The 22,426-nt window shown below is 66.8% G+C and carries 21 protein-coding genes and 1 riboswitch; of the genes, 6 read left to right on the top strand and 15 right to left on the bottom strand.

Features of this window, described 5'->3' with window-relative positions:
- Positions 1 to 86 precede the first annotated feature (86 nt).
- From FBZ90_RS22640 to metZ, 9 genes are all read right to left on the bottom strand, one after another.
- Positions 87 to 641, bottom strand: coding sequence for a NifU family protein (locus FBZ90_RS22640; protein ID WP_145735264.1), 555 nt, complete (start codon positions 639 to 641; stop codon positions 87 to 89).
- 408 nt (positions 642 to 1,049) lie between these two features.
- On the bottom strand, positions 1,050 to 1,559 hold the full coding sequence (locus tag FBZ90_RS22635; RefSeq protein ID WP_145735263.1) for a universal stress protein: 510 nt from the start codon (positions 1,557 to 1,559) through the stop codon (positions 1,050 to 1,052).
- Positions 1,560 to 1,604: 45 nt separating this feature from the next.
- On the bottom strand, positions 1,605 to 2,366 hold the full coding sequence (locus FBZ90_RS22630) for a TIGR02186 family protein (protein ID WP_246130711.1): 762 nt from the start codon (positions 2,364 to 2,366) through the stop codon (positions 1,605 to 1,607).
- Entirely contained in the window at positions 2,363 to 3,286 is a 924-nt protein-coding gene (locus FBZ90_RS22625) for a sulfite exporter TauE/SafE family protein (RefSeq protein ID WP_145735262.1), read from the bottom strand. Before FBZ90_RS22625 ends, FBZ90_RS22630 begins: the two co-directional genes overlap by 4 nt.
- A gap of 147 nt (positions 3,287 to 3,433) precedes the next feature.
- Positions 3,434 to 4,432 (bottom strand): tryptophan--tRNA ligase, encoded by a 999-nt coding sequence (trpS, locus tag FBZ90_RS22620; RefSeq protein WP_145735261.1) that lies wholly within the window; start codon positions 4,430 to 4,432, stop codon positions 3,434 to 3,436.
- Positions 4,433 to 4,531: 99 nt separating this feature from the next.
- Positions 4,532 to 6,088 carry a murein biosynthesis integral membrane protein MurJ gene (gene murJ / locus FBZ90_RS22615; protein ID WP_145735260.1) on the bottom strand — a complete coding sequence of 519 codons (1,557 nt, stop codon included), beginning with the start codon at positions 6,086 to 6,088 and terminating at the stop codon, positions 4,532 to 4,534.
- Between the two features lie 189 nt (positions 6,089 to 6,277).
- Positions 6,278 to 9,142 carry a [protein-PII] uridylyltransferase gene (locus tag FBZ90_RS22610; protein WP_246130705.1) on the bottom strand — a complete coding sequence of 955 codons (2,865 nt, stop codon included), beginning with the start codon at positions 9,140 to 9,142 and terminating at the stop codon, positions 6,278 to 6,280.
- A gap of 360 nt (positions 9,143 to 9,502) precedes the next feature.
- Positions 9,503 to 10,123, bottom strand: coding sequence for a hypothetical protein (locus FBZ90_RS22605; RefSeq protein ID WP_145735259.1), 621 nt, complete (start codon positions 10,121 to 10,123; stop codon positions 9,503 to 9,505).
- Positions 10,124 to 10,260: 137 nt separating this feature from the next.
- On the bottom strand, positions 10,261 to 11,472 hold the full coding sequence (gene metZ, locus FBZ90_RS22600) for an O-succinylhomoserine sulfhydrylase (RefSeq protein WP_145735258.1): 1,212 nt from the start codon (positions 11,470 to 11,472) through the stop codon (positions 10,261 to 10,263).
- Between the two features lie 61 nt (positions 11,473 to 11,533).
- Positions 11,534 to 11,611: riboswitch (SAM riboswitch) on the bottom strand.
- A 180-nt stretch (positions 11,612 to 11,791) separates the two neighbouring features.
- On the opposite strand from metZ, the gene secB reads away from it, so the two are divergent.
- Positions 11,792 to 12,295 carry a protein-export chaperone SecB gene (gene secB / locus FBZ90_RS22595; protein WP_145735257.1) on the top strand — a complete coding sequence of 168 codons (504 nt, stop codon included), beginning with the start codon at positions 11,792 to 11,794 and terminating at the stop codon, positions 12,293 to 12,295.
- Positions 12,296 to 12,388: 93 nt separating this feature from the next.
- On the opposite strand, the gene FBZ90_RS22590 is transcribed toward secB, so the two are convergent.
- From FBZ90_RS22590 to hemE, 6 genes are all read right to left on the bottom strand, one after another.
- Positions 12,389 to 12,895, bottom strand: a complete 507-nt coding sequence (locus FBZ90_RS22590) for a hypothetical protein (RefSeq protein WP_145735256.1) — start codon at positions 12,893 to 12,895, stop codon at positions 12,389 to 12,391.
- Entirely contained in the window at positions 12,895 to 13,500 is a 606-nt protein-coding gene (locus FBZ90_RS22585; RefSeq protein WP_145735255.1) for a response regulator transcription factor, read from the bottom strand. The genes FBZ90_RS22590 and FBZ90_RS22585 overlap by 1 nt, the downstream gene beginning before the upstream one ends.
- 274 nt (positions 13,501 to 13,774) lie before the next feature.
- On the bottom strand, positions 13,775 to 15,037 hold the full coding sequence (gene rho / locus FBZ90_RS22580; protein WP_004271485.1) for a transcription termination factor Rho: 1,263 nt from the start codon (positions 15,035 to 15,037) through the stop codon (positions 13,775 to 13,777).
- Between the two features lie 379 nt (positions 15,038 to 15,416).
- On the bottom strand, positions 15,417 to 15,845 hold the full coding sequence (gene hemJ / locus FBZ90_RS22575) for a protoporphyrinogen oxidase HemJ (protein WP_145735254.1): 429 nt from the start codon (positions 15,843 to 15,845) through the stop codon (positions 15,417 to 15,419).
- 45 nt (positions 15,846 to 15,890) lie between these two features.
- Positions 15,891 to 16,985, bottom strand: coding sequence for a ferrochelatase (gene hemH / locus FBZ90_RS22570; protein ID WP_145735253.1), 1,095 nt, complete (start codon positions 16,983 to 16,985; stop codon positions 15,891 to 15,893).
- A gap of 60 nt (positions 16,986 to 17,045) precedes the next feature.
- Positions 17,046 to 18,107: a uroporphyrinogen decarboxylase gene (gene hemE / locus FBZ90_RS22565; protein ID WP_186456003.1), complete on the bottom strand. Its 1,062-nt coding sequence runs from the start codon at positions 18,105 to 18,107 to the stop codon at positions 17,046 to 17,048.
- A gap of 468 nt (positions 18,108 to 18,575) precedes the next feature.
- Between hemE and FBZ90_RS22560 the strand changes: the two genes are divergently transcribed.
- Genes FBZ90_RS22560 through dnaQ form a run of 5 tightly spaced genes read left to right on the top strand, consistent with a single transcriptional unit; the run spans position 18,576 to position 22,425 of the window.
- Positions 18,576 to 19,484, top strand: coding sequence for a pyruvate, water dikinase regulatory protein (locus tag FBZ90_RS22560; protein WP_145735252.1), 909 nt, complete (start codon positions 18,576 to 18,578; stop codon positions 19,482 to 19,484).
- A gap of 6 nt (positions 19,485 to 19,490) precedes the next feature.
- A complete protein-coding gene (locus FBZ90_RS22555) occupies positions 19,491 to 20,135 on the top strand; it encodes a Maf family protein (RefSeq protein WP_145735251.1) in 645 nt (214 codons plus the stop codon).
- 14 nt (positions 20,136 to 20,149) lie between these two features.
- A complete protein-coding gene (locus tag FBZ90_RS22550; RefSeq protein WP_145735250.1) occupies positions 20,150 to 20,998 on the top strand; it encodes a shikimate dehydrogenase in 849 nt (282 codons plus the stop codon).
- 59 nt (positions 20,999 to 21,057) lie between these two features.
- Positions 21,058 to 21,702 carry a dephospho-CoA kinase gene (coaE, locus tag FBZ90_RS22545; protein WP_145735249.1) on the top strand — a complete coding sequence of 215 codons (645 nt, stop codon included), beginning with the start codon at positions 21,058 to 21,060 and terminating at the stop codon, positions 21,700 to 21,702.
- 9 nt (positions 21,703 to 21,711) lie between these two features.
- Positions 21,712 to 22,425 carry a DNA polymerase III subunit epsilon gene (gene dnaQ, locus FBZ90_RS22540; protein ID WP_145735248.1) on the top strand — a complete coding sequence of 238 codons (714 nt, stop codon included), beginning with the start codon at positions 21,712 to 21,714 and terminating at the stop codon, positions 22,423 to 22,425.
- Position 22,426 lies beyond the last annotated feature (1 nt).

Here is a 22,426-nt window from a genome sequence, read left to right as displayed (position 1 = left end):
GGACGCTTTTCCGTCGCTCCCCCCATCGGGTACCGCCCACAAACATCCTTCCCCCGTCCTTTGTTGGGGGGTGGGCGGCGCGCATACTAGCGGGCGGCGCGGACTTCGACAACCTCAGGAATGTAGTAACGCAGCATGTTTTCGATGCCGGCCTTCAATGTCGCCGTCGAACTGGGGCATCCGGCGCAGGAACCCTTCATGCTCAAGTAGACGATACCCTTGTCGAAACCGTGGAAAGTGATGTCGCCACCATCCTGTGCCACGGCGGGACGGACGCGGGTATCCAGCAATTCCTTGATTTGGGTGATGATCTCGGAATCTTCTTCTTCACCCTCGCTGTGGCCGTCTTCCGCTTCGTCCAGCAGGACGGGGCGGCCGGCGGCGAAATGCTCCATGATCCGGCCCAGAATCTGGGGCTTCAGCGTGAACCAATCCTGGTTCCCGCCCTTGGTCACGGTGACGAAATCACCGCCCAGGAAAACGCGTTCCACGCCATCGACGTCGAACAGCGCCTGCGCCAAGGGCGAGCGGTCGGCAGCCGTCCGGTCGGCAAAGTCGGCCGTCCCCCGCGCCAACACCTCCCGGCCCGGAATGAACTTCAGGGTGGCCGGATTGGGGGTGTCCTCGGTCTGGATGAACATCTGGAAAACCTTGAAAGACAACACGGAAATGCGGACTTAAAATACGACAGCGCGCCGTATGTGCATCAGCATTTTAGCCAAAATGGGGCGACTGTCCGCCAATATCAAGGCGCCAGGCAGCAAACCCGGTCTGCGCGACCCTCCGCCGCAACTGGCACGGCCTCGAAACAAGCCCGCGAAATCGCGGAATTCTCCCGGAATTAGTGGCATCTGGGCAGAGGATCCGTCCCCGCGACTGCAACCAATGGCGTATTTTAAAAGTACGGATTTTCAAAAGCGGAATGACGGCCGTCACGGCTTTTAAAAACACGGGTCACAGTTTTAAAACAGCCCCGCAACGAGTCAAAATACGCCGCCTGGGCCCCCCCTCCACGGCAGCCCGCGGGCGGGCCGACACTTGTGGCGCGCTTATGTTATCGCGTCCAGCTGCAGGTCATTCAGCGAACCCGGAACGATGGTGATGGGGATGCGTAGCGTGCCCGACATCTTGCCCACGATATAGGTGATGAGGGGGCCGGGCCCGGCGGTGCCGGTGCCGGCGGCCAGCACCAGGATGGAGATGGACGGCTCCTCCGCGATCAGGGCCAGCAGTTCGTCCCGGGTGTCGCCCTCGCGCAGGTATAGGGCCGGGGGCGAACCGCAGATGTCCACCACGTCGCGGGCCAGGCGCTGCAGCAGTTGCTCCGCCTCCTCCCGGCGTTCCTGGCGCATCAGGTCCTCCACCGCCGCCCAATGCTGGAAATCGCCCGGCTCGATGCAATGCAAAAGGGCAACGCGGCCGCCGGTGCTGCGGGCGCGGCGGGCGGCATAGTGCAGGGCGACGGTCATCTCCTCCGTCTCATCCACCACCACCAGGAAGATGCGGGTGGGGCAATCGGCAGCGGGGGAGACGCCAGGGGTGGGATCATCGATGGACATGGGACGCGGCCCCCCTCTGTTGAACCGGTTGAAACGATCGGGCCATCAGCCCTTGCGGAAGACGCTGCCGGCCAGCCAGCCGGCGCCCACCGCCAACAGCACGCCCATCACGCCATAAGCCAGGCCGTCATGCTGGGCGAAGTCGAAGATGTCGGCGGAAAAGCCGATCTTGCTGACGGCCAGGGGCGTCGTCTGCGCCCCCACCACGTCACGGTCGCGGATGAGATAGACACTGACGGTGTATAGGCCGATGGGCACGTTGGCGGGGAAGCTGATGGAGGTGCGGAACAGGCGCTGGCCCAGGAACACCACCTCCCCAACCTCGGTGCCGTAGAGGCCCTCGCGCTGCTTGTTGCGGATCAGGGCGGCGCGAAATTCCGCCACCGTGGCCGCATCGGCATCGACGCGGGGCAGCATGCGCACATGATCGAGGCCGATTTCATGGCGCTGGGCGACCGCCGGTGGCAGCAGCGCATCCAGCGGCTTGTTGCTGGCGACGCCGTAGAAGCCGGGGACATGCGAGAATTTCAGGGTTTCGTTGTTGATCCAGATGCCGGCGATGCGGTCCTTGCGCCGCACGGTCTGGGATGTTTCCGGCCCCTCGATCACCACGGCGACGTCGCCGGGCTGGTCTATGGCGCCGAACAGCACCACGTCGGTGCCGGTGAAGCCGGTGGTGATGGCGATCAGGTGGCTGGACAGATCCGCGACTAGGGTCTGGGCCCGCGCGGGCATCCACGGCGTAGGCATGCAGAATGCCAGCAACGCTAGCATCACCATCACCTTCTTGCGGCGCGGGACCGTCATTTTGGGCCCGCCGTGGTGGTGATGGAATAAAGGTCGTCGGGCGTCAGCACCAGGTCCACCGCCAGTTTCACCGCCACCCCCAGGACGGTCAGCGCCAGCAGGGCGCGGGCCTGTTCGCCCTTGAGGTAGCCGCTGGCGCGGGACCCCAGCTGGGCGCCCAGCACGCCGCCGACCAGCAGCATGAGGGCCAGCAGGATATCGACCGTGTGGTTGGTCGCCGCCTGCAGCACCGCGGCCACGCCCGTGGTCAGGATGATCTGCAACAGCGAGGTCCCGGCCACCAGGGTGGTGGGCATGCCCAGGATGTAGATCATGGCCGGCACCAGCAGGAAGCCGCCGCCGATGCCCATGATGGCCACCAGCACGCCCCCGATGAAGCCGATGCCCACCGGCAGAAGCACGCTGATGTACAGCCGCGAGCGGGGGAAGCGCATCTTGAACGGCAGGCCATGCAGCCAGGTGTGGTGGTGCAGCTTGCCCCGGGTCGCCCCCTTGCGCCGCCCCCGGAACAGGGCGCGCACGCTTTCCATCAGCATCAGGCCGCTGATGCCGCCCAGGAAGATGACGTAGGACAGTGAGATGACCAGATCGATATGGCCCAGCCGCTGCAACATGCCGAACAGCAGCACGCCCAGCACGGTGCCGACGATGCCGCCGGCCTGCATGACCAGGCCCAGCTTCACATCCACGTTGCGCTTGCGCCAATGGTACATGACGCCGGAGACGCCGGCCCCGACCAGCTGGTTGGCCTGGGTGCCCACCGCCACCGCCGGCGGCACGCCGATGAAGATCAGCAGCGGCGTCATGAGGAAGCCGCCGCCCACGCCGAACAGGCCCGACAGGAAGCCGACCATGGCGCCCAGGCCCAGCACCCAGAAGACATTGACCGACATTTCGGCGATCGGCAGGTAGATTTGCATGGGACCCTTAAGGCGTGCCGGCCATGAAAACCACTCTACCTGAGCGGCCAGGCGTGGGCCATGGGACTTGCCGTCCGCCCAAAAGAAAAGCGGCACGGGGACGGGCCCCGTGCCGCTGATCTCAAAGCCCCGAAACCCCTGTGCGGTTTACGGCCGCAGCAGGCCCACGATGTCCTTCACCTCGGCCATGGTCTGGGCCGCGATCTCGTTGGCCTTGTCGGCGCCCTTGCGCAGGATCCGGTCCAGCTCGGCCGGGTCGGCCAGCAGCTGGTTCATCTTGGCGGTGATGGGCGACAGCTTGGCCACCGCCAGGTCGCACAGATCGGCCTTGAAGGCGGAGAAGGTGGCGCCGGCGTGGCGGGACAATGCGTCCTGCTTGGAGATGTTCTCCAGCGCCGCGTAGATGGTGACCAGGTTGTCGGCCTCGGCCCGCTTGGCCAATTCCTCCAGCGTGGCCGGCAGCGGCTCCGGATCGGTCTTGGCCTTGCGGATCTTCAGGGCGATGGCGTCGGCGTCGTCCGTCAGGTTGATGCGGCTGTAATCGGACTCGTCCGACTTGCTCATCTTCTTGGTGCCGTCGCGCAGGCTCATCACCCGGGTGGCCTCCCCCAGGATCTGCGGTTCCGGCAGGGGGAAGACGTCCTTTTCATAGAAACGGTTGAAGGCGCCGGCGATGTCGCGGGCCAGTTCCAGGTGCTGCTTCTGGTCCTCGCCCACCGGGACGTGGGTCGCCTTGTACAGCAGGATGTCGGCGGCCATCAGCACGGGATAGGCGTAGAGGCCCAGGGCCGCCATGTCCTTCTGCTTGCCCGCCTTCTCCTTGAACTGGGTCATGCGGTTCAGCCAGCCCATGGGGGTGTGGCAGGAGAAGATCCAGGCCAGTTCCGAATGGCCCGACACGGCCGACTGGTTGTAGATCAGGTTACGGTCGGGATCGATGCCGGCGGCGATGTAGGCCGCGGCCACGGCGCGGATGTTCTTGGTCAGCGTCGGGGCGTCCTGCGGCAGGGTCAGGGCGTGCAAATCCACGACGCAGAAGATGCATTCATACTGGTCCTGCAAATCCACCCAGTTCCGCAGCGCGCCCAGATAATTGCCGAGGTGGAGCAGGCGGGTCGGCTGCATGCCGGAGAAAATGCGGGTCATGGGATGGAACCTTGGGCCAGATGATAAAACCGGATGGGGAAGGTAGGGCCCCGCCCCGCTTTCGGTCAAGCCAGAGGGGCCCCGTCCTCCCGTGAACTCTTACTTCCGACGCCGCCGCAAGCGCGCCAGGAAGTCGGAAATGACCACGCCGCGCAGCGCGACCACGGCGATGCCATAGACAGCCAGGCCCGCCGTCACCAGGGCGGCCAACGCCGGCACGCGCACCCAGACACTGTCCACGAAATAGGGATCCAGCACGTGGGCCAGCGGCAGCAGGCAGCCGGCCATGACCAGGCTGGCCGCCAGGATGCGCGGTGCCCGGGTCAGCAGCTGGCGGTCCAGCCGCAGCCAGCCGCGCCGGGCCAGCGACAGGGCCAGCAGGCTGATGTTGCCCCAGGCGGTGATCGTGCTGGCGAGCGCGATGCCGACATGGGCCAGGGGCGTGTACAGCGCCAGCACGGTGGCCAGCACCATGTTGCCCACCAGGGTGGCGATGGCGATGCGCATGGGGGTGCGCGTGTCCTGGTGGGCGAAGTAGATGGCGGTCAGCACCTTGGACGCGACATAGGCCGGGATGCCGGGGGCATAGACGGCCAGCGCCAAGGCGGTCTGGTGCGCCTCCGCCAGGCCGAAGCGGCCGCCGTGGAACAGCGCCTTGTAGATGGGCTCCGGCACCAGGCCCAGGGCGAAGGCCGCCGGCAGGGCCAGCAGCAGACCGAACTCGATCCCCCGGCTGACATGGTGGTCGATGGCGTCCCGCTCCCCAGCCTGGACATGGCGGGACAGGGTGGGCAGCAGGGCGGTGCCGATGGCGATGCCGATGACGCCCAGCGGCAGCTGGTTCAGGCGATCGGCATAATAGAGATAGGAAATGGAGCCCGAGGGCAGCAGCGACGCCACATGGGTGCCGATGATCAGGTTGATCTGGATGACACTGGCGCTGATGGCGCCCGGCACCATCTGGCGGAACAGCCGTCGCAGGTCCGGCGTCAGGCGCGGCCAGGTCAGGCGCAGGCTGACCCCCGCCCGGTGGCAGGACACCGCCAGCCAGATCATCTGCACCATGCCCGAGATGGTCAGGCCCCAGGCCTGGCCCAAATTGGCCTCCAGGTGCAGCCAGACGGTGCAGCCCAGGGCCGCGATCATGCAGATGTTGAAGGCGATGGGCGCCGCCGCCCCCGGCGCGAACCGCCCCAGGGCGTTCAGCACGCCGGTCTGCAGGGCGGTGATGGAAATGAACATGAGATAGGGGAAGGTGATGCGCCCCAACTCCACCAGGCGGGAGAAATGGTCCGGCTGGTCGGCGTAGCCGCTGGCCAGGCCCAGCATCACCCAGGGCATGGCCATCATCACCAGGGCGGTGATGGGCAGCAGCACCAGCACCATGAAGGACAGCGCCTGGTCGGCGAACTGGTCCGCCGGCCCCCGCCCCCGCGCCTTCAGGTCGGCCGAGTACATGGGCACGAAGCTGACGGTGAAGGCCCCTTCCGCGAACATGGAGCGGAAGTAGTTGGGCAGGCGCTGCGCCACGATGAAGATGTCGGCCGACACCCCCGCCCCCAGTACCCAGGCGGTCAGCAGGTCACGGACGAACCCGCCGACGCGGGAAATGAGGGTGAGGCCGCCGACGGTGGCGGTAGCGCGCGCGAAGCTCATGGGCGCGGAGTATATGAAAACTGGCGAAGGTGCCAGTTTTCATGTTCCCTGAGGCGCTGGGCGCCGGCATCCGCCGGCTTGGCTTCCCCGCTTTTCAGTCCGCTGCCGCTCCCCGAAAAGCCCCGGCGGCCCCAGTCGGGGCCCAGGGGAAACTGAAACAGGCCCAGACCACGCAGCACGTCGTCGACCTCACTCGGCCGCCGCGGCGGTGGAGCGACGCCGGGCCGGCGGCTTGGCCTTGGGCTGTTCCGCCGCCGGATCCGGCTCGTCCAGCACGGCCAGCAGTTCCTTGCGGATCTGGGCCAGCTTGGCCTCATGCGCCACCTTCAGGCCGAAGATGTCCTTCACATAGAAGACGTCGACGGCGGCGTTGCCGTAGGTGGAGATCTTGGCCGAGGCGATCTGCAGGTTCAGCGCCGTCAGCGCCCGGGTCAGGTCATACAGCAGGCCGGGGCGGTCGCGGCCGTTGACCTCGATGACCGTGTAGCCGGCGCTGGCCTTGTTGTCGACCAGCACGCGCGGCGGCACGCGGAACACCCGGGTGCGCGACGGCAAGGGTGAGGCGCGCTTCGCCAGCTCCGGCGCCAGCTTGATATCGCCGGCCAGCGCCTTCTCCACGCTGGACTTCAGCCGTGCCCGTTTATCCCCGCTGTCGAAGCGGGCGCCACTGGTGCCGGCACCCTGCAGGGAGAAGACGTCCAGCGCCATGCCATTGGTCATGGTGGTGATGCGCGCGTCCACGATGTCGCCGCCGGCCAGCGCCATGGCCCCGGCCAGGCGGGAGAACAGGCCGGCATGGTCGGCGGTGTAGATCGTCACCTCCGTCACCGAGCGGCCGGGATCGTAGCGGGTCTCGATGGTCAGCGGCGCCTGCTTTGCCTCCGCCTCATGGATCAGGCGGGCATGCTGGGCCAGGGTGGGCGGGTCGAAGGCCAGCCAGTAATTGGGGTAGCCCAGCGCCAGGTGGTGGTCGACATCGGCCGGCGACCAATCCGTCAACTGGGCGCGCAACGCGCCCTGCGCGTTGATGATGCGCGCCTCCCGCCCATCGGACCCCACGACGCCGCCGGACATCATTTCCTCGGCCCGCCAATACAGTTGGCGTAGCAGCGTGGCCTTCCAGTTGTTCCAGCGGCCGGGACCCACGGCGCGGATGTCGGCCACGGTCAGGACCAGCAGCAGTTTCAGCCGCTCCGGCGACTTCACGATGTCGATGAAGTCGCGGATGGTCTTCTCGTCATCCAGATCGCGCTTGAAGGCGACGATGGACATGGTCAGGTGCTGGCGCACCAGCCAGGCCACCGTTTCCGTCTCCTCCTCCGTCATGCCCAGGCGGGGGCACAGCTTTTCCGCCACCTTGGCGCCCAGGATGGAGTGGTCGCCACCCCGGCCCTTGGCCACGTCATGCAGCAGCAGGGCGACCGACAGGGCGCGCTTGGAGCTGAGGGTATGGATGACCTCGCAGGCCAGCGGCACCTCGTCCTTCAGGTTGCCCTTGTCGATGTCGTGCAGGATGCCCATGGCGAACAGCGTGTGCTCGTCCACCGTGAACATGTGGTACATGTCGTACTGCATCTGGGCCACGACCCGGCCGAAATCCGGCAGGAAACGGCCCAGCACCCCGGCCTCGTTCATGCGGCGCAGCGTGACCTCGGGATCCTTGCGCGACCCCAGGATTTCCAGGAACAGCCGGTTGGCTTCCGGATCGTTGCGCACCTTCGGACCCAGGGCGGAGATGGAGCGCGCCAGCGCGCGCAGCGCCTTGGGATGGATGTCCAGGTTGTGCCACTGCGCCACGCGGAACAGGCGCACCATGTCCACCGGCTTATCGCGGAAATGCCGCTCATCCCGGATGCTGAGACGGCCGTTGTCGATGACGAAGCCTTCCAGCTCACTGGGCTTCAGCCGCCGCAGGAAGGCAAAGCGGGGCGGCCGCTGGCTTTCCTGTTCCAGGGTGGCGCACAGGATGCGGGTCAGATCCCCCACATCCTTGGCCATCAGGAAGTAGTGCTTCATGAAGCGTTCGACGTCGCTGGTGCCGGCGTGGTCGGTATAGCCCAGGCGGCGCGCCATCTCGCCCTGCACGTCGAAGGTCAGGCGATCCTCACCCCGGCCGGTCAGGTAGTGCAGGTGGCAGCGGCAGGTCCACAGGAAGTTCTGCGCCTTGGCGAAGCGCTGCGCCTCCTCGGCCAGCAGCACGCCGTTGGCCACCAGATCCTTCACCTTGTCGACCTGGTAGACGTACTTGGCGATCCAGAACAGGGTCTGCAGGTCGCGCAGGCCGCCCTTGCCCTCCTTCACGTTCGGTTCCAGCACATAGCGGCTGTCGCAGAACTTCAGGTGGCGGCTGTCGCGCTCGGCCAGCTTGGCCTCGATGAAGGCGGGGCCGGTGTGGGCCACCACCTCCTTGGCGAAGCGCTTGCGGAATTCCGCGAACAGCTTGTCGTCACCATAGAGGAAGCGGGCCTCCAGCAGGCTGGTGCGGATGGTGATGTCGCCCAGGGCCTGGCGCACGCACTCATCCACCGACCGCACGGCGTGGCCGACCTTCAGCCCCAGATCCCACAGCAGGTACAGGACGTATTCCACCACCTGCTCGATGCGCGGCGTGCGCTTGTAGGGCAGCAGGAACAGCAGGTCGACGTCGGAGAAGGGCGCCATCTCCTTGCGGCCATAGCCGCCGGTGGCCACCACGGCGAACTGTTCGCCCCGGGTAGGGCCCGCAGTCGGGAAAACACGATGCAGGGCGAAGTCCGCCAGCGACACCACGATGGCGTCGGTCAGGGCCGTGGCCTCACGCAGGCAGACCTCCCCCCGGCCGCCGCCTTCCAAGCGGCGGCGGATCTGGGCGCGGCCCAGGTCCAGCGTCTGGCGCATCAGGGCCAGGATACCGGCGCGCAGCGCGTCCGGTCGCAGATCGCCATCCGCCAAGTTGGCCAGGCGGGTGGTCAGCAGTTCGGCTGTTGGCAGGGCCTCCACCACCCGGTCATCCTCCGGCAGCGTGCCCGCCGGTGCGGAAGAGGCGGTGGGGGTGGTCTTGGCGGTGGAAGACATGGGGCGACGGGTCTCTGGCAAAGCCCGGCGTGTCAAACCGGCCAGGCGGGCATCATCCAGGATCGGGGCACCAGCACCGCGGGTCCCGGGACGGACGGGGAGTATGGCACAAACTTTTTCCCACGCATCACTCCATGCGCGGGCCGATGCCTTGCCTAACCATTTAGTGTCGGACGGGGTCGGCGCCGCGCTGGCCGGACGGTCCAGCAGGTCCGTACCACCCGATCCCGATCTTCCGGGGGTTTCCCCCCTGCCCTTCTGTCCCATGGCCGCCTCCCGGATTTTGTTGTTTCGATTCCCAGGCTTCAGGCTGACTACCTTTTTTTGGGCCCCCTCCCTGTCCAGGGGCCCTTCCTGACGCTATCGACCCCCCTCCGGCGCGTCGCCGCGCCGCGGCAGAAACCGGGGCACCAGCGACAGGCGCCGGGCGTTGGCCGAGGCGGCACGGTGGATGGGGGCCAGGCCCAGCCCGCCCAGGCGGCTGGTGGCATGGCTGAAACGGGTGAAAGCGCCGGTGGCGGCGCGCAGGGTGGAGGTGACCAGGCGGCGTTCCGCCGTCACCCAATCGCCGGGATGCCATGAAGACCAGGTGGCGCGGGCGAATTCGCCCAACGCGTCCACCTGGTGGTCGCGCCAGCGCCACCACGCGTCCTGGAAGGCGCGCATCCCCCCCACCAGGGCGAGGGCGGAGTCCGCGAACGCCTCGACCTTTTCACGGCCCATGCGCTCAAATTCGGGGTTGGTGCCCAGGGCGACCGGGTCGCCGCCGGTCTGGGCCAGGAGGCCGAGCCGGGCGGTGATGGTGTGGGCCGAGGCGAAGGCGGTTTCATGGACCCGCGTCGCCACCCGGTCCAGTTCCACCTGGGCCCGCTTCAGGTGCATGGCCTCCGGCGTGCCGGGAAGAACCATGCCGATGCGCCCCCGGCGCGGCCGCTTGGGCGGTCGCGGGGCTTGGGGGTAAGGGAAATGCCGGTCGGGCACGTAAGCGCTCCCCATGTTGCGCTGCGTTGTTGCACCGCAACATTAGGGGAAACGCCGACGACCGTCCACAGGGGAAGTTGTGTCCTCACCTGAGACGAAAGTTGAATTGTGCCCAGGGCCGATGTTTACGCAGCCGGTCAGCCGGCGGCGGCGGCCAGGCCGGCGGCCAGATCGTCACGCAGGTCGTCCGCATCCTCCAGGCCCACGGACAGCCGCAGGGTGCCGGCGCCGATGCCCACCTTGGCCTTCTCCTCATCGGTCAGGCGCTGGTGGGTGGTGGTGGCGTTGTGGGTGATGAGGCTTTTGGCATCGCCCAGGTTGTTGGAGATCTTGATGATCTTCAGCGTGTTCAGCAGGCGGAACGCCGCCTCCTTGCCACCCTTCACGTCAAAGGTGATGAGCGTGCCGCCGGTCTTCATCTGGCGCATGGCCAGGTCATGCTGGGGATGGCTGGGCAGGCCGGGATACAGCACCGTCGCCACCGCCGGTTGGCTTTCCAGGAACTGGGCCAGCGCCAGGGCGGACGTGGCCTGCGCGTTGACGCGCAGTTCCAGCGTCTCCAGGCCCTTCAGCAGCACCCAGGCGTTGAAGGGGCTCATGGACGGGCCGGTGTGGCGCAGGACGGGGGAGATTAGGGCCGCCACCTCGTCATCGCACAGCACGGCACCGCCCAGGCAGCGGCCCTGGCCGTCGATATGCTTGGTAGCGGAATAGACGACCACATCGGCGCCCAATTCCTTGGGCCGTTGCAGCACCGGGGTGGCGAAGACGTTATCGACCACGACGCGGGCGCCGGCCTTGTGGGCCAGATCCGCCACGGCGGCCACATCCACCACCTGCATGGTGGGGTTGCTGGGGCTTTCCAGGAAAACGACGGTGGCCGGGGTGGACAGCGCCTCTTCCCACTGCTTCAGATCCGTGCCGTCCACCAGGGTGCACTGGATGCCGTAGCGCGGCGCCAGATCCTTGATGATGTAGAGGCAGGACCCGAACAGCGCGTGCGGTGCCACCACCCGGTCGCCGGCCTTCAGCAGCCCCATGACCGCCAGATGCACGGCCGCCATGCCGCTGGCCGTGGCGATACAGCGGCTGAAGCCCTCATAGCCGGCCAGCCGTTCCTCCAGCATGGCCACGGTGGGATTGCGGAAGCGGGAATAGACGAAGCGCGAGCCATCGTTGACGAAGGCGGCCTCGGCCTCCTCGGCACTGGCGTAGATGAAGCCCGAGGTCAGGAACAGCGCTTCGGAGGTTTCCTCGAAGCCGCTGCGGCGCGTGCCGCCATGCACCAGCTGGGTGCGGGGGCGGACCGTGAGGGCGGTGGAAGCGGGGTTTTCAGGCGTCTGGCCCATGGCCGTCACTCCGATCATAAGGCAACCGCGACCGGCGAGGGCGGCGGTGTGGTCGGTGTACCTTATGTACGGCCCGACCTTTTAGCAGCTTGTTTAACGTGGTCTGCAAGCCGGTCAGCAAATCACCACGGAAACCGCTTTTAGGCCCACGCCGGGGCGAGCGTCAACGGTGACGTTGTCATCATGACAATGCCGGACGGCGTCGGTGACGCCGAATCATAAAGCGCGGTTGCCGGCCAGCCGCTTCCGTGCTAGTCCCGCGCGCGTCAGTCCGCTTCTGCGGAATAGCTGATTTGCTTTTACCGGGAGTCCCAGACCTATGTCCGATGAGACCAGCCTGAACGGCGCCGCCAACGGAAGCACCGCCACCGAAGGCGCCGGCATGCTGCCGCTGGTGGTCAATGCCCAATACGTCCGGGATCTGTCGTTCGAGAACCCGAACGCCCCCGCCAGCCTGATGAACGGCCAGCAGCCCAAGGTCGACCTGCAGGTCGACGTGCAGGCCCGCAACGTGGCGGAAAACGTCCATGAGGTCGCGCTGAACATCCGCGCCGAGGCCAATCACGACGGGCGCACCGCCTTCATCGTGGAACTGTCCTACGCCGGCATCTTCTCCATGCCGCCCATGCCGGTCGACCAGACCCGCGCTGTCCTGCTGATCGAGGCGCCGCGCCTGCTGTTCCCGTTCGCCCGCGCCATCGTATCCGACGCGGTGCGCGACGGCGGCTTCCCGCCGCTGATGCTGCAGCCGCTGGATTTCGTGGATCTGTACCGTCGCCAGGTGCTGGCGGCTGAAAAGCCGGAAGATATGGCCCAGGCGTAAGCCTTGATCGGGGCGTAAGCCCGGCCACTGTTGCCCATCAAAGCCGCCCGGCGCCTCACGGCCCGGGCGGTTTTCTTTTGCCGGAAAGAAAGCTCAACCGCGCGCGGCGCGGATCAGGGCGTCGACAGTGACGGCATCGGCGCCAGCAGGAACCGCCGCCAAGGGCAGGCCATAACCGTCCAAGCCGGCCAACGCGGCCTTGGTGCCGGCCACAACCTGCCAATCGCCACCGCCATCCGCCAGCACGGCCTGCGCCTCGCGCGCGGACGCCGCCAGGGTGATCTCCAGGCCCAGCGTTTCCAGCGCGCCGGCCAGCCTGTCCATGGCTCGCCCGACGAGCAAGACACGCAGGGCGACCACGGGCCGTGGGCGCGGCACCCGGGCCACCAGCAGCCGGGCCTCCTCGGCCGCTGCCAGGATGCGGGCGGCGAAATCCTGTTCCATCCCCCCTGCCGGCAGATCCACCGCCAGCAATGAGGAATAGCCGTGGATGGCCGTCAGCAGGTTGTTCAGGTCATGCAGGAAATTGGCGGGGACCATGCGGCCCTCCACCTTCGCGTCATCGGTGTTGCCAGAGGACTGACCGATGGGGGGGGCCATCAGCTGGCGATGCCCATCTCCACCGCGCGCATCACCGCCTGGGTACGGTTCTTGGCGCCCAGCTTGCGGCAGATGCCCCGGACGTGCAGCTTCACCGTTACCTCTTCCAGTTCCAGCGAGCGCGCGATCTCCTTGTTGGAGCGGCCCTGCAGCAGGTAGTCCAGCACCTCGCGTTCACGCCGGGTGAAGCTGGCGCCATCGGCGGTGTCGGCGGTGTTGAGATCGGCCGGGATGAAGCGCTCACCCTGCAGCATGGTCTGGATGGCGGACAGCAGTTCAGCCGCGCTGAGCGTCTTGGGCAGGAAGCCCACGGCCCCGCGGGTGAAGGCGCCCCGGATCTCATCCGGTCGGGCCAGGCCCGACATCAGCGCCACCTTCAGGGCGGGGAATTCGGTCCGCACCTGCTGCAGCCCATCAAGGCCGTTCATCCCCGGCATGCGCAGGTCCAGGATCAAGAGGTCGATGGCGCTGTCCCGCCGCAGCACCGTCACGGCCTCATCCACACTGGCGACACCCACGACGACCGCACCCGGCGCCTGTCTTTCGATATGCGAAGACAACGCGTCGCGTACCAGACCATGGTCATCGGCAATCATTAAGCGCATCTGAGACGACCCCCGGCGGTTGTTCTATCCAAAAGGATAGACCACTAAGCCCTGCTATTTGAACCTTTTTTCAGCGTCTGCAAGGGTCATGCAAGCAGAAAATGCTTATATGCCGCAATTGAGTATGACTAGGCGGCAGATCGGCCCGATGGGCGCAAAGGCCGTGGCGCTATGGTTAACGAATGGTTTACAGCGCTTCTGTTGTTTTATTTCATAATAAAAAAGGTGCCACCGGCAAACGATGGCACCTTTGATATCGTTACTGTAATTCTTCTTACTGGTTCATGCTCTCGAAGAATTCCGAATTCTGCTTGCTCTGCTTCAGCTTGTCGATCAGGAATTCCACGGCGTCGGTGGCGCCCATCGGGTTCAAGATGCGGCGTAGGATCCACATCTTGGCCATGGTTCCCTTTTCCACCAACAACTCTTCCTTTCGGGTGCCGGACTTCTGGATATCGATCGCGGGGAAGACGCGCTTGTCCGACAGCTTGCGGTCCAGAACGATTTCCGAGTTACCGGTGCCCTTGAACTCTTCGAAGATCACTTCGTCCATGCGCGAGCCGGTGTCGATCAGCGCGGTGGCGATGATGGTCAGGCTGCCGCCTTCCTCGATATTGCGGGCGGCGCCGAAGAAGCGCTTCGGCCGCTGCAGGGCGTTCGCGTCCACACCACCGGTCAGCACCTTGCCCGAGGACGGAACCACGGTGTTGTAGGCGCGCGCCAGGCGGGTGATGCTGTCCAGCAGGATGACGACGTCACGCTTGTGCTCGACCAGGCGCTTGGCCTTTTCCAGCACCATCTCGGTCACCTGCACGTGGCGGGTGGCCGGCTCGTCGAAGGTGGAGCTGATGACCTCGCCCCGGACGGAGCGGGCCATGTCGGTGACTTCTTCCGGACGCTCATCGATCAGCAGAACGATGAGGTAAACTTCCGGATGGTTGGTGGCGATGGAATGGGCGATGTTCTGCAACATCACCGTCTTACCCGTGCGGGGCGGCGCCACGATCAGGGCGCGCTGACCCTTGCCCAGCGGGGCCACCAGGTCGATGACCCGGGTGGTCATGTCCTTCTTGTTGCGGACCGGATCCTCGATTTCCAGCTTCAACCGCTCTTCGGGGTAGAGCGGGGTCAGGTTGTCGAAGTTGATGCGGTGACGCACCTTGTCCGGGTGGTCGAAGTTGATGGACCCGACCTTGAGCAGGGCGAAATAGCGCTCGCCATCCTTGGGCGAGCGGATCTGGCCTTCCACCGTGTCGCCAGTACGCAGGCCGAAGCGGCGCACCTGGCTGGGGCTGACGTAGATGTCGTCCGGACCCGGCAGATAGTTGCTCTCAGGCGAGCGCAGGAAGCCGAAGCCGTCCTGCAGAACCTCCAGCACGCCTTCGCCGAAGATCGGCACGTCGTTTTCGGCCAGCTGCTTCAGGATGGCGAACATCATGTCCTGCTTGCGCAGGGTGCCCGCGTTCTCGATCTGCAGCTCTTCCGCGAACGCCAGCAGCTCGGCGGGCGACTTAGCCTTCAACTCTTGGAGATTCATCTTCGTCCTGTCGGGGAGACCCGGGATGGAAAGACGACGGGCTTGGCCGTCGGCCCCGGCCTCATGAAATAGGGTGTGTGGGGTGGAAGGATGGCATCGCCTGGGAAAAAGAACGGCAACACCGGGGACGGAAAGTTCGGGGAAATTTGGCCTCGCTGCGCCCATCCCGGGGAGGGGGGCGGGGATGCCTCACGAGCCTGGCGCCCGGTTACGGGGCGACTCGGGATCACCCCGATGTTACGGGCCTTGACCTGTTTCAGGATTAGTACAGGAACCGAGGACAAGTCAAAACAAAAAGACCTGGATCCGGCGGGCGCAATGGACTTAGGCCTGAATAGCCTGGGCTGGGCCTGGAACTTGAACGGTGCAATAACGGGGGTCAGAACGGCCGCACGATGACCAGGATGACGATGCCGATCATCAGCAGGGTCGGCACCTCATTGGCGATGCGGTAGAAGCGCTGCGGGCGGATATTGCGATCCTCCGCGAAATCGCGGCGCCAGCGCGCCATGGCCATGTGCGCCACGGTCATCAGCACCACCAGCGACAGCTTGGCATGCAGCCAGCCGGCCCCCTTCAGCAGTCCCGGATCCAGGGTGATCATGGCCAGACCGCAAGCCCAGGCCACGATCATGGCCGGGTTCATGATGGCCCGCAGCAGGCGCCGCTCCATAACCTTGAAGGTTTCCGACTGGGGGGAGCCCACGGGCGCGGCGCAGTGGTAGACGAACAGCCGGGGCAGATAGAGCAGGCCCGCCATCCACGAGATGACGGCGATGACGTGGATGGCTTTGATCCAGAGATACATGGGGTGTCGCCTCGCCCGGTTGACCGCGTTGGCCTCTTATGACGGTCATACCGCCTGAGGGCAACCGGCTTTGCCGGCGGGGCATAGGCGCAGGCCCGTGCCGCAGAGCACCGGCCCGCCCGATGCGCGGGTCAGCGCCTGGCGGACCAGACCGGCCAGGCCCTGGATGAAGGCGGCTTCCACCCCCACCGTCGGCACCCTGACGAAATAGGGCACGCCCAGCTCCTGCGCCAGGTGGCGGTACTCGTGCTCGATCTCCACCAGGGTTTCGGAATGTTCGGAGACGAAGGCGATGGGGGCCACCACCACCGGCACCTTGTCCTGGCCGGCCCGCCGGATCTCCTCATCCGTCGACGGGCCGATCCACTTCATGGGCCCGACACGGCTCTGGTAGCAGGAAACCCAGTCCAGTCCGTCGATGCGCAGGGCCTTGACCACCGCCTGGGCGGTGCGCTCGCACTGGAACTGATAGGGGTCGCCGTCCTTCACCACCTTTTCCGGCAGGCCGTGGGACGAGAACAGCACACGGGGCTTGCCATGCTGCGAGGCCTCGTCCACGGCGGCCCGCACCAGCTTGGCCGTGGCGGCGACGAAGCCTGGCTCATCCGGATAGCAGCAGAGGGCGCGGCTGGGCGCCTTCAGCCCCGCCGCCTTGGCCGCGCGATGCCAGTCCTTGAGGCTGGAGGCGGTGGTGGTGGTGGAGAATTGCGGATACAGGGGCAGTAGGATCACCTCATCCGGTTCCCAGTCTTTCACATCATGGGCCACGGCGTCGCTGAAGGGATGCCAATAGCGCATGCAGACGAAGGCCCGGACCGTTCCGATGTCCCACAGCTGCTGTTCCAGCGCGCGGGCCTGGGCTTCGGTGTTGGGCAAAAGGGGGGAACCGCCGCCCAGCGTCCGGTAGATCTCCTGGGCGACCTTGTCGCGCCTGCTGGAGATCAGGTGCGCCACCATCTGCCGCAAGGGTGCCGGCAGCCGGATGATGGCCGGGTCGCGGAACAGGTTGTAGAGGAAGGGACGTACCGCCTCCAGGCGATCAGGGCCGCCCAGATTGAACAGGACGACGGCGATGCGCCGGCCATGGGCGGTCTTGGGCGCCGCGTCGGACGCGGTCTCGGGAAGGGGCAGCGGGCTCATGGGGGCTCGGTCGGCGGTCGGTCGGGACGGGAAGCGATACGGCTGGGGCTGTCGCCTGGATCAGGCGGAAGGCCAGTCGTGGATAAGACGCGCCAACTCGGCGACATGCTCCGGCGGCGTCTGCTGCACGATGCCATGCCCCAGATTGAAGATGAAGGGGCCCTTGCCCAGCGTGGTCAGGATGTCCGTGGCGGCGCGGCGCATCGCCTCCCCCCCCGCCACCAGGGCCAGGGGGTCGAGGTTGCCCTGCACCGGGACCCGGCTTTGCAGGGCCGTGGCGGCCCAGTCCAGCGGGACGGACGTGTCCAGGCTGACGGCATCCACCCCGGTCTGCTCCACATAGGCCTGGATATTGATCCCCGCCCCGCGCGGAAAGCCGATGACGGGGACCCCCGGATGCTTGTCCTTCAGGGCCCGCACGATGGCCCGGGTGGGGGCGATGGACCAGCGGGCGAATTCCGCGGGCGCCAGCGCGCCGGCCCAGCTGTCAAACAGTTGCACCACCTCAGCCCCCGCCTCGATCTGGCCGGAGAGATGGGTGACGGTGGTGTCGACCAGCAGGTCGATCAGGCGCTGGAAGCCGGCCGGATTCGCATAGGCCCATCCCTTGGCGTGCAGGAACTCCTTGGACCCCGCTCCTTCGACCATATAGGTCGCCACGGTCCAGGGGCTGCCCGCGAAGCCGATGAGCGCCACGGTGTCCGGCAGCGCCGCCCGGATACGCCGGACAGCCTCATAAACCGGCTCGGCCCGCGCCGTCAGGTTGGCCACGTCCAGACGGTCCAGTCCGGCCTGATCGCGGATGGGATCCAGCCGGGGGCCCTCCCCTTCCGCGAACCACACCTTCTGCCCCAGGGCGTGCGGCAGGATCAGGATGTCGGAAAACAGGATGGCGGCGTCCATGCCATAGCGGCGGATGGGCTGCAGGGTCACCTCGGTCGCCAGATCCGGATTCAGGCACAGGTCGAGGAAGCCGCCGGCCTGGGCCCGTACCTCGCGGTATTCGGGCAGATAGCGCCCGGCCTGGCGCATCAGCCAGAACGGCGGCCGGGGCGAAATCTCACCCTTGAGGGTACGGAGCAGCAGACGGTCCGGCTGGATCTGGGACAAGGCGGTCTCCATGAGGGCGGGCCACACCGGCGGCCGGGCCAGAAGTTTTCCCACAGGCCCCTTTTCTACTCTGACTTAAATTGAAAAAGGAATGGGGTGGTGGTTGGTCCTGTGGATAACGGGAATTCAAATTCGTCCTGATTTCATCCACAGCGATCGCGGGATCCCGGGACGAAGGAAGGGACTGTGGATGGTGCTGCGGGGTTTATGGCGAGAACCCTGGAATGCTATAGAGTTCGTGATGTCTGGGGATCCTGGGGATAAGTGCGACGCGCGTCGCATTGCCCCGGTTGTTCCACGGGGTGACGGACTTTTACCCCAGGGGCGGATTCCCTCTGCACGGGATCCCGCGGAGCCTGTATGGAACAGGACCGGGATCCGGCGGAGGGTGTTTTTTCCCGTTTTGTCCGCCGGTTTTCCCCAGATTAGGTCCACAGGTCCCCAGGCCTGTCTTCTCTACCCGTTGCCGGAGCGACGCCCTTGACCCAGACGCCCCAAACCAAGGAATTCCATCTGCATCTGGTGTCGGACGCCACCGGCGAGACCATCAATTCCGTGGCCCGCGCCTGCGTTTCGCAGTTTGACCATGTCGAACCCGTCGAGCATTTCTGGAACCTGGTCCGCACCGACCGGCAGCTGGAGATGGTCATCGACGGCATCCGCGATAATCCGGGTCTGGTCATGTTCACCCTGGTGAATGAACGGCTGCGCCGCCGCCTGCAGGACACCTGCCGGGAGATCGGCATCCCTTGCGTGCCGGTGCTGGACCATTTGATCAATTCACTGGCGGCCTATCTGGGCCTGGAAAGCCAGAGCCAGCCGGGTAGGCAGCACGCGCTGGACGCGGAATATTTCAGCCGCATCGACGCCATGGATTTCGCCCTGGGCCATGACGATGGCCAGACGGCTTGGGAACTGCACCAGGCCGACGTCATCCTGGTCGGCGTCTCGCGCACCTCCAAGACGCCGACCTGCATCTATCTGGCCAACCGGGGCATCAAGGCGGCCAACATCCCCTTCGTCCCCGGCTGTCCCCTGCCGCCGGAGCTGGACCAGGTGTCGCGTCCCCTGGTGGTGGGCCTGACCAAGGACCCGGAACGGCTGATCCAAATCCGCCGCAACCGCCTGCGCCTGTTGAACCAGGGCGAGGAAACCAGCTACGTCGATCCCGAGCAGGTGCGCTCCGAACTGTCGGAGGCGCGTCGCCTGTACAGCCGCAAGGGTTGGCCCGTCATCGACGTCACCCGCCGCTCCATCGAGGAGACGGCGGCCGAAATCCTCATGCTGCTGGCCCGCCGGCGGCCGGCGGGTGCCCCGCCCCTCAACCCGGTGGGAGAGCCGGCGGAGGGTCCGCGCCTGTCCCCCCGCCCGCCCCATTCTGGAATGTGAGTTCGCATGTCATCTGAGGATATTCCGCCGGCCTCCTTGACTCCGGTGCTGGCGACACAGCCCGTGGTGCTGGCGTCCGGCAGCGTCACGCGCCTGTCCATGCTGCGCCACGCGGGGCTGGAGGTGGTGGCCCACCGCCCCGGCGTGGATGAGGATGAGGTCAAGCTGTCCTGCAAGGCCGCGGGCCTGACGGTGGAGGAAACGGCGGAGGCCTTGGCCGAGCTGAAAGCCAGCCGCGTCGCGGCCAAGGTGCCGGGCGCCTATGTCATCGGCGCCGACCAGATGCTGGAATGCGAAGGCCGCTGGTTCGACAAGCCGGAGGACCGGCAGGCGGCGGCGGAGCAATTGCGCGCCCTGTCCGGCCGCACCCACCGGCTGGTGACCACCGCCGTGCTGTTCCACAACAACAGCCGCGTCTGGCATCAGACCGACCAGGCCAAGCTGACCATGCGGCCGCTGAGCGATGCCTTCATCCAGCGCTATCTGGACGCCGCCGGCGACGCGGTCCTGACGTCCGTCGGGGGCTACCAGCTGGAAGGTCTGGGCGCCCAGCTGTTCAGCCGCGTGGCCGGCGACCACTTCACCATCCTGGGCCTGCCGTTGCTGCCGCTGCTGAGCTTCCTGCGCGTGCGCGGCGTGCTGCCGGATTGAGGGAACACGGGGATATGATCAGCGGCAAGGCGAAGGTGGCCGGCGTCATGGGCTGGCCGGTGGGACATAGCCGCAGCCCCCGGCTGCACGGGTACTGGCTGGCGCACTACGGCATCGACGGCGCCTATGTGCCCCTGGCCGTGGCACCGGACCGCATCGAGCAGGCCCTGCGCGCCCTGCCCGCCCTGGGCTTCGCCGGCTGTAATGTCACGGTTCCGCATAAAGAAGCCGCGTTCCGTACCGTGGACCGGGTGGACGCGACCGCCCGGCGCATGGGGGCGGTCAACACCGTCATCGTCCATCCCGACGGCACGCTGGAGGGTCGCAACACCGATGGCTTCGGCTTCATCGAGAACCTGAAGGCCGGCGCCCCCGGCTGGACAGCCGCGACGGGGCCGGCGGTCATCATCGGCGCCGGCGGTGCCGCCCGGTCGCTGGTGGTGGCGCTGGCCGATGCCGGCGTGCCGGAAATCCGCCTGGTGAACCGCACCTTGGCGCGGGCCCAGGAACTGGTGGCGGAGCTGGGGCCCGGTGTGACCTGTCCGGTGACCGCCGTCCCCTGGGATGACCGCGCGGACGCCCTGGCCGATGCGCATGTCCTGGCCAATGCCACGACCCAGGGCATGGTGGGCCATCCGCCCCTGGACCTGGCCTTGGACGCCCTGCCCCGGGACGCCGTGGTGACCGACATCGTCTACACCCCGGTGGAAACGCCCCTGCTGGCGGCGGCCCAGGCCCGGGGTCATGTCGTGGTCGATGGGCGCGGCATGTTGCTGCACCAGGGCCGCCCCGGGTTCGAGGCTTGGTTCGGCCAGGCGCCCCAGGTGACGGACGCGCTGTACACCGCCGTCTTCGGGGACTGACCGGCCATGGTCAGGGTTATGGTCAGGGTTGTGATCATGGTCTGGAGGGGGACGGTCCGGTGATCGTACTCGGCCTTACCGGCTCCATCGGCATGGGCAAGTCCACGGCCGCTGCCATGCTGCGCCGCCTGGGCTGCCCGGTGCATGACAGCGACGCCACGGTGCATCGCCTCTATGCCAAGGGGGGTGCGGCGGTGGCGCCTATCGCCCAGGCCTTCCCCGGTGTCGTGCGCGATGGGGCGGTGGACCGGCAGCTGCTGTCGGCGGAGGTCATGGGCAACACCCCGGCGCTGCGGCGGCTGGAGGCCATCGTCCACCCCCTGGTGGCCCAGGCGCGGGACCGGTTCTTGCGCCGGTCGGCCGCGGCTGGGGCCAAGGTGGCGGTGCTGGACGTCCCTCTGCTGTTCGAGACGGGGGGGCAGGTCAACTGCGACCGTGTAGCCGTCGTTTCCGCCCCGCGCAGCCTGCAACGCGCCCGGGTGCTGGCCCGGCCGGGCATGAACCCCGGGAAGCTGGACGCCATCCTGCGCCGGCAGATGCCGGATGCCGAGAAGCGGCGGCGGGCGGATTTCATCGTGCCCACGGGCCTGGGCCGCGCGCTGACCTTGCGGCGGCTGGCCGGCATTGTCACACTGCTGTCGGGGAAGAGCGGCCGCGTCTGGCCGCCCCGCCCCCGTCCGTCGTCGATCCGTAGAGCCAGGTAGCCCGTTCCCATGCGTGAAATCGTTCTCGATACCGAAACCACCGGCGTGAATGCCTTGAGCGGCGACCGCGTGGTGGAAATCGGCTGCGTGGAGCTGTTGAACCACGTGGCCACGGGCAACAGCTGGCACGCCTACATCAACCCGGAACGCGACATGCCGGCGGAGGCGGAGGCCGTGCACGGCCTGTCGGCCGCCTTCCTGTCGGACAAGCCGGTGTTCGCCGCCGTGGCCGGCGACTTCCTGGATTTCATCCAGGACAGCCCGCTGATCATCCACAACGCCAGCTTCGACATGGGCTTCCTGAACGCGGAGTTCACCCGCCTGGGCATGAAGACCATGCCCATGGCGCGCTCGGTCGACACCGTGGCCATGGCGCGCAAGCGTTTCCCCGGCGCGCCGGCCAGCCTGGACGCCCTGTGCCGCCGCTTCGGCATCGACAATTCCGGCCGCACCTATCACGGCGCGCTGCTCGACGCCCAGTTGCTGGCCGAGGTCTATCTGGAACTGATGGGCGGGCGCCAGCCCGACCTGGTGCTGGGCGCCGCCACGGCGAAGACGACTGAGGTCGGCCTGGTGGTGGTTGAGGAAACCCGCGTGTTCCGCGCGCCGCGGCCGCACGCCGCCTCGCCCGAGGAACTGGAGGCCCACGCCGCCTTCCTCAAGGCCATCAAGTCGCCGCTGTGGCTGGCGGGGGACGAACCGGCGACGGCAACCGCCGGCTGAT

Source organism: Nitrospirillum pindoramense, from assembly GCF_007827955.1.
In the GTDB taxonomy this organism is placed as follows: Bacteria; Pseudomonadota; Alphaproteobacteria; order Azospirillales; family Azospirillaceae; genus Nitrospirillum; species Nitrospirillum amazonense_B.
The sequence above is the reverse complement of the archived record's forward strand: the minus strand, read 5'-3'. Positions and strand labels throughout refer to the sequence as shown.

What these genes read in the sequence shown, in the direction of transcription:
- FBZ90_RS22640 (WP_145735264.1), bottom strand. Translation starts at nt 641, where the DNA reads ATGTTCATCCAGACCGAGGACACCCCCAATCCGGCCACCCTGAAGTTC.
- FBZ90_RS22635 (WP_145735263.1), bottom strand. Translation starts at nt 1,559, where the DNA reads ATGTCCATCGATGATCCCACCCCTGGCGTCTCCCCCGCTGCCGATTGC.
- FBZ90_RS22630 (WP_246130711.1), bottom strand. Translation starts at nt 2,366, where the DNA reads ATGACGGTCCCGCGCCGCAAGAAGGTGATGGTGATGCTAGCGTTGCTG.
- FBZ90_RS22625 (WP_145735262.1), bottom strand. Translation starts at nt 3,286, where the DNA reads ATGCAAATCTACCTGCCGATCGCCGAAATGTCGGTCAATGTCTTCTGG.
- trpS (WP_145735261.1), bottom strand. Translation starts at nt 4,432, where the DNA reads ATGACCCGCATTTTCTCCGGCATGCAGCCGACCCGCCTGCTCCACCTC.
- murJ (WP_145735260.1), bottom strand. Translation starts at nt 6,088, where the DNA reads ATGAGCTTCGCGCGCGCTACCGCCACCGTCGGCGGCCTCACCCTCATT.
- FBZ90_RS22610 (WP_246130705.1), bottom strand. Translation starts at nt 9,142, where the DNA reads ATGTCTTCCACCGCCAAGACCACCCCCACCGCCTCTTCCGCACCGGCG.
- metZ (WP_145735258.1), bottom strand. Translation starts at nt 11,472, where the DNA reads ATGGGCCAGACGCCTGAAAACCCCGCTTCCACCGCCCTCACGGTCCGC.
- secB (WP_145735257.1), top strand. Translation starts at nt 11,792, where the DNA reads ATGTCCGATGAGACCAGCCTGAACGGCGCCGCCAACGGAAGCACCGCC.
- FBZ90_RS22590 (WP_145735256.1), bottom strand. Translation starts at nt 12,895, where the DNA reads ATGGCCCCCCCCATCGGTCAGTCCTCTGGCAACACCGATGACGCGAAG.
- FBZ90_RS22585 (WP_145735255.1), bottom strand. Translation starts at nt 13,500, where the DNA reads ATGCGCTTAATGATTGCCGATGACCATGGTCTGGTACGCGACGCGTTG.
- rho (WP_004271485.1), bottom strand. Translation starts at nt 15,037, where the DNA reads ATGAATCTCCAAGAGTTGAAGGCTAAGTCGCCCGCCGAGCTGCTGGCG.
- hemJ (WP_145735254.1), bottom strand. Translation starts at nt 15,845, where the DNA reads ATGTATCTCTGGATCAAAGCCATCCACGTCATCGCCGTCATCTCGTGG.
- hemH (WP_145735253.1), bottom strand. Translation starts at nt 16,985, where the DNA reads ATGAGCCCGCTGCCCCTTCCCGAGACCGCGTCCGACGCGGCGCCCAAG.
- hemE (WP_186456003.1), bottom strand. Translation starts at nt 18,107, where the DNA reads ATGGAGACCGCCTTGTCCCAGATCCAGCCGGACCGTCTGCTGCTCCGT.
- FBZ90_RS22555 (WP_145735251.1), top strand. Translation starts at nt 19,491, where the DNA reads ATGTCATCTGAGGATATTCCGCCGGCCTCCTTGACTCCGGTGCTGGCG.
- FBZ90_RS22550 (WP_145735250.1), top strand. Translation starts at nt 20,150, where the DNA reads ATGATCAGCGGCAAGGCGAAGGTGGCCGGCGTCATGGGCTGGCCGGTG.
- dnaQ (WP_145735248.1), top strand. Translation starts at nt 21,712, where the DNA reads ATGCGTGAAATCGTTCTCGATACCGAAACCACCGGCGTGAATGCCTTG.